Origin of the sequence: Marinobacter sp. SBS5, from assembly GCF_048285575.1 — a bacterium.
Classification (GTDB): domain Bacteria; phylum Pseudomonadota; class Gammaproteobacteria; order Pseudomonadales; family Oleiphilaceae; genus Marinobacter.
This window is the reverse complement of the sequence record NZ_JBLWAZ010000013.1, coordinates 1-5,509: the sequence shown is the minus strand read 5'-3', so window position 1 is coordinate 5,509 and position 5,509 is coordinate 1. Positions and strand designations below refer to the sequence as shown.

General features: G+C 52.6%; 2 tRNA genes and 3 rRNA genes. All 5 read right to left on the bottom strand.

The annotated features are described in order from the left end of the window. Window positions 1-60 precede the first annotated feature (60 nt). Window positions 61-176 (bottom strand): 5S ribosomal RNA (rrf, locus tag ACNQ6O_RS15735). Window positions 177-260: 84 nt separating this feature from the next. Then, window positions 261-3,152, bottom strand: a 23S ribosomal RNA gene (locus tag ACNQ6O_RS15730). Window positions 3,153-3,458: 306 nt separating this feature from the next. Next, window positions 3,459-3,534: transfer RNA gene (locus ACNQ6O_RS15725), tRNA-Ala, on the bottom strand. A 97-nt stretch (window positions 3,535-3,631) separates the two neighbouring features. Continuing rightward, window positions 3,632-3,708 (bottom strand) — tRNA-Ile (locus ACNQ6O_RS15720). Window positions 3,709-3,820: 112 nt separating this feature from the next. Beyond that, window positions 3,821-5,361: ribosomal RNA gene (locus ACNQ6O_RS15715) — 16S ribosomal RNA — on the bottom strand. Together the 16S, 23S and 5S rRNA genes with 2 tRNA genes alongside form the textbook arrangement of a ribosomal RNA operon. Window positions 5,362-5,509 lie beyond the last annotated feature (148 nt).

The window sequence follows — 5,509 nt, the reverse complement described above, 5'->3', positions numbered from 1 at the left end:
GATAGCCAGAAATGAAAAAACCCCCGATAGCAACGCTATCGGGGGTTTTAGGTATTAAGAGTCTGACGATGACCTACTCTCACATGGGCAAGTGCCACACTACCATCGGCGCTGGCTTGTTTCACTTCTGAGTTCGGGATGGGATCAGGTGGTTCCAAGCCGCTATGGTCGTCAGACAAAACGGTTTGATCACTGGGGGACGAGATAAAACGTGATATTGATTTCGTTGTTGCGTTATCCGCAATTGTCTTGGGTGTTATATAGTCAAGCCGCACGAGCAATTAGTACTGGTTAGCTCAACGCCTCGCAGCGCTTACACACCCAGCCTATCAACGTCCTGGTCTTGAACGGCTCTTCAGGAGGCTCAAGGCCTCAGGGAGATCTCATCTTGGAAGGGGCTTCCCGCTTAGATGCTTTCAGCGGTTATCCTATCCGAACATAGCTACCCAGCAGTGCTTCTGGCGAAACAACTGGAACACCAGCGGTTCGTCCACTCCGGTCCTCTCGTACTAGGAGCAGCTTTCCTCAAATCTCCAACGTCCACGGCAGATAGGGACCGAACTGTCTCACGACGTTCTAAACCCAGCTCGCGTACCACTTTAAATGGCGAACAGCCATACCCTTGGGACCGGCTTCAGCCCCAGGATGTGATGAGCCGACATCGAGGTGCCAAACACCGCCGTCGATGTGAACTCTTGGGCGGTATCAGCCTGTTATCCCCGGAGTACCTTTTATCCGTTGAGCGATGGCCCTTCCATACAGAACCACCGGATCACTATGACCTACTTTCGTACCTGCTCGACGTGTCTGTCTCGCAGTCAAGCGGGCTTGTGCCATTACACTAACCGTACGATGTCCGACCGTACTTAGCCCACCTTTGTGCTCCTCCGTTACGCTTTGGGAGGAGACCGCCCCAGTCAAACTACCCACCACACAGTGTCCTCAACCCCGATAAGGGGCCAGAGTTAGAACCTCAAACATGCCAGGCTGGTATTTCAAGGTTGGCTCCACCAGAACTGGCGTCCTGGTTTCAAAGCCTCCCAGCTATCCTACACAAGCATATTCAAAGTTCACTGTGAAGCTATAGTAAAGGTTCACGGGGTCTTTCCGTCTAGCCGCGGATACACCGCATCTTCACGGCGATTTCAATTTCACTGAGTCTCGGGTAGAGACAGCGCCCCCATCGTTACGCCATTCGTGCAGGTCGGAACTTACCCGACAAGGAATTTCGCTACCTTAGGACCGTTATAGTTACGGCCGCCGTTTACCGGGGCTTCGATCAAGAGCTTCGCACGAATGCTAACCCCATCAATTAACCTTCCGGCACCGGGCAGGCGTCACACCGTATACGTCCACTTTCGTGTTTGCACAGTGCTGTGTTTTTAATAAACAGTCGCAGGGGCCTGGTATCTTCGACCGGCTTCCGCTCCACCCGCGGGGGTTTCACGTACACACCGGCGTGCCTTCTCCCGAAGTTACGGCACCATTTTGCCTAGTTCCTTTACCCGAGTTCTCTCAAGCGCCTTGGTATTCTCTACCTGACCACCTGTGTCGGTTTGGGGTACGGTCCCGAATAGCCTGAAGCTTAGAAGATTTTCCTGGAAGCAGGGCATCAATGACTTCGCGCCCTTGGGCACTCGTCGTCGCGTCTCAGGATTGTGGACCCGGATTTGCCTAAGTCCACTCCCTACTCGCTTAAACCGGGACAACCGTCGCCCGGCTCACCTAGCCTTCTCCGTCTCTCCATCGCAGCTATCCAAGGTACGGGAATATTAACCCGTTTCCCATCGACTACACCTTTCGGTCTCGCCTTAGGGGCCGACTCACCCTGCGCCGATTAGCGTTGCGCAGGAACCCTTGGTCTTCCGGCGTGGGAGTTTTTCACTCCCATTGTCGTTACTCATGTCAGCATTCGCACTTCTGATACCTCCAGCAAGCTTCTCAACTCACCTTCGCAGGCTTACAGAACGCTCCCCTACCCCGCATACAAAGTATGCAGCCGCAGCTTCGGTAACCAGTTTGAGCCCCGTTACATCTTCCGCGCAGGCCGACTCGACTAGTGAGCTATTACGCTTTCTTTAAAGGATGGCTGCTTCTAAGCCAACCTCCTAGCTGTCTGAGCCTTCCCACATCGTTTCCCACTTAACTGGTATTTTGGGACCTTAGCTGGCGGTCTGGGTTGTTTCCCTCTTCACGATGGACGTTAGCACCCATCGTGTGTCTCCCGGATAGTACTCACAGGTATTCGGAGTTTGCATGGGGTTGGTAAGTCGAGATGACCCCCTAGCCCAAACAGTGCTCTACCCCCTGTGGTATTCGTCCGAGGCGCTACCTAAATAGCTTTCGGGGAGAACCAGCTATCTCCGGGCTTGATTAGCCTTTCACTCCGATCCACAAGTCATCCCCTGGCTTTTCAACGACAGTGGGTTCGGTCCTCCAGTTGATGTTACTCAACCTTCAACCTGCTCATGGATAGATCGCCCGGTTTCGGGTCTATGCCCAGCGACTAAATCGCCCTATTCAGACTCGGTTTCCCTACGGCTCCCCTAAACGGTTAACCTCGCCACTGAACATAAGTCGCTGACCCATTATACAAAAGGTACGCCGTCACAGAACAAGTCTGCTCCGACTGCTTGTACGCATACGGTTTCAGGATCTATTTCACTCCCCTCACAGGGGTTCTTTTCGCCTTTCCCTCACGGTACTGGTTCACTATCGGTCAGTCAGGAGTATTTAGCCTTGGAGGATGGTCCCCCCATGTTCAGTCAACGTTTCTCGTGCGCCGACCTACTCGATTTCACTAGACTCAGATTTCGGATACGGGGCTATCACCCACTATGGCGGCACTTTCCAGAGCCTTCTCCTATCAGTTGTCTAGCTTAAGGGCTAGTCCCCGTTCGCTCGCCGCTACTTAGGGAATCTCGGTTGATTTCTTTTCCTCGGGGTACTTAGATGTTTCAGTTCCCCCGGTTCGCCTCTTACACCTATGTATTCAGTGCAAGATACCCGATCGAAATCGGGTGGGTTTCCCCATTCAGAAATGTCCGGATCACAGCTCGTTTGCCAGCTCCCCGAACCTTATCGCAGGCTTCCACGTCTTTCATCGCCTCTGACTGCCAAGGCATCCACCGTATGCGCTTAGTTGCTTGACTATATAACCCCAAGACAACTGTTCTCGATATCCATCCTTCCAGGCAAGCCTGAAGAGAAGGTTATAGAGACAGTCACTTGAAGCGATATAACAACCACTTCAACGACAACACCGGATAACGCTTGAAATCGTTATCACTTTGAATATTTTCTCTCGGAGATAATGAGAGAAGAATATTCGTGTTCTATCTCGTCCAATTTGTTAAAGAGCAAATCTGACCCAGTGATCAGAAAGAAGGATTTCGAACGTCATCACGTTGAAACACTTTTTTCTGCACACTGCTAACCGAAGTTAGTCAGTAAATTTTTGGTGGAGCTAGGCAGGATCGAACTGCCGACCTCCTGCGTGCAAGGCAGGCGCTCTCCCAGCTGAGCTATAGCCCCATATAAGCTACGTCATCAAATCGTGTAGATCTAGGCGTGTTCGGACGCCGCATAGCCTGCTATGCAAGTTCGGACACAACGACGAGCTACGCGATTTTGGTGGGTCTGGGTGGACTTGAACCACCGACCTCACCCTTATCAGGGGTGCGCTCTAACCACCTGAGCTACAGACCCGGTTTTGCTCGTCATAACGACAAGCCAAGTCGGGCCTGAAAGACCCAATTGCTCTCTTTATTCGCTAACCAAGTAATTCGTGTGGACTCTGACCGAAGCATTCAGCTTCGTTTAAGGAGGTGATCCAGCCCCAGGTTCCCCTAGGGCTACCTTGTTACGACTTCACCCCAGTCATGAACCACACCGTGGTAATCGTCCTCCCGAAGGTTAGACTAACTACTTCTGGTGCAATCCACTCCCATGGTGTGACGGGCGGTGTGTACAAGGCCCGGGAACGTATTCACCGCGACATTCTGATTCGCGATTACTAGCGATTCCGACTTCACGCAGTCGAGTTGCAGACTGCGATCCGGACTACGACGCACTTTAAGGGATTGGCTCACTCTCGCGAGTTGGCAGCCCTCTGTATACGCCATTGTAGCACGTGTGTAGCCCTGGCCGTAAGGGCCATGATGACCTGACGTCATCCCCACCTTCCTCCGGTTTGTCACCGGCAGTCTCCCTGGAGTTCTCAGCATTACCTGCTAGCAACCAAGGATAGGGGTTGCGCTCGTTACGGGACTTAACCCAACATCTCACGACACGAGCTGACGACGGCCATGCAGCACCTGTGTCAGAGTTCCCGAAGGCACCAATCCATCTCTGGAAAGTTCTCTGCATGTCAAGGCCAGGTAAGGTTCTTCGCGTTGCGTCGAATTAAACCACATGCTCCACCGCTTGTGCGGGCCCCCGTCAATTCATTTGAGTTTTAACCTTGCGGCCGTACTCCCCAGGCGGTCAACTTAGTGCGTTAGCTGCGCCACTAAGGATTCAAGATCCCCAACGGCTAGTTGACATCGTTTACGGCGTGGACTACCAGGGTATCTAATCCTGTTTGCTCCCCACGCTTTCGCACCTCAGTGTCAGTGTTGGTCCAGGTAGCCGCCTTCGCCACTGGTGTTCCTTCCTATATCTACGCATTTCACCGCTACACAGGAAATTCCACTACCCTCTACCACACTCTAGCCGAGCAGTTCGAAATGCCGTTCCCAGGTTAAGCCCGGGGCTTTCACATCTCGCTTACTCAACCACCTACGCGCGCTTTACGCCCAGTAATTCCGATTAACGCTTGCACCCTCCGTATTACCGCGGCTGCTGGCACGGAGTTAGCCGGTGCTTCTTCTGCGAGTAACGTCAATCCCTAAAGGTATTAGCTTTAGAGCCTTCCTCCTCGCTGAAAGTGCTTTACAACCCGAAAGCCTTCTTCACACACGCGGCATGGCTGGATCAGGGTTGCCCCCATTGTCCAATATTCCCCACTGCTGCCTCCCGTAGGAGTTCGGGCCGTGTCTCAGTCCCGATGTGGCTGATCATCCTCTCAAACCAGCTACGGATCGTGGCCTTGGTGAGCCTTTACCTCACCAACTAGCTAATCCGACTTAGGCTCATCCAATAGCGCAAGGTCCGAAGATCCCCTGCTTTCCCCCGTAGGGCGTATGCGGTATTAGCAGCCGTTTCCGACTGTTGTCCCCCACTACTGGGCAGATTCCTAAGCATTACTCACCCGTCCGCCGCTCGACGCCTGATAGCAAGCTATCATCGTTTCCGCTCGACTTGCATGTGTTAAGCCTGCCGCCAGCGTTCAATCTGAGCCATGATCAAACTCTTCAGTTTAAATCATACAAGAATCCGAAGATTCTTAATTCTTGCTCAAGACAAAACTCAATTTTCGACGAGTCACTGTCCTGATATTTCGTATCTGAAATACCTCGGCCAGCGCCCACACGAATTACTTGGTCAACTTTTTAAAGAGCGTTTGAGC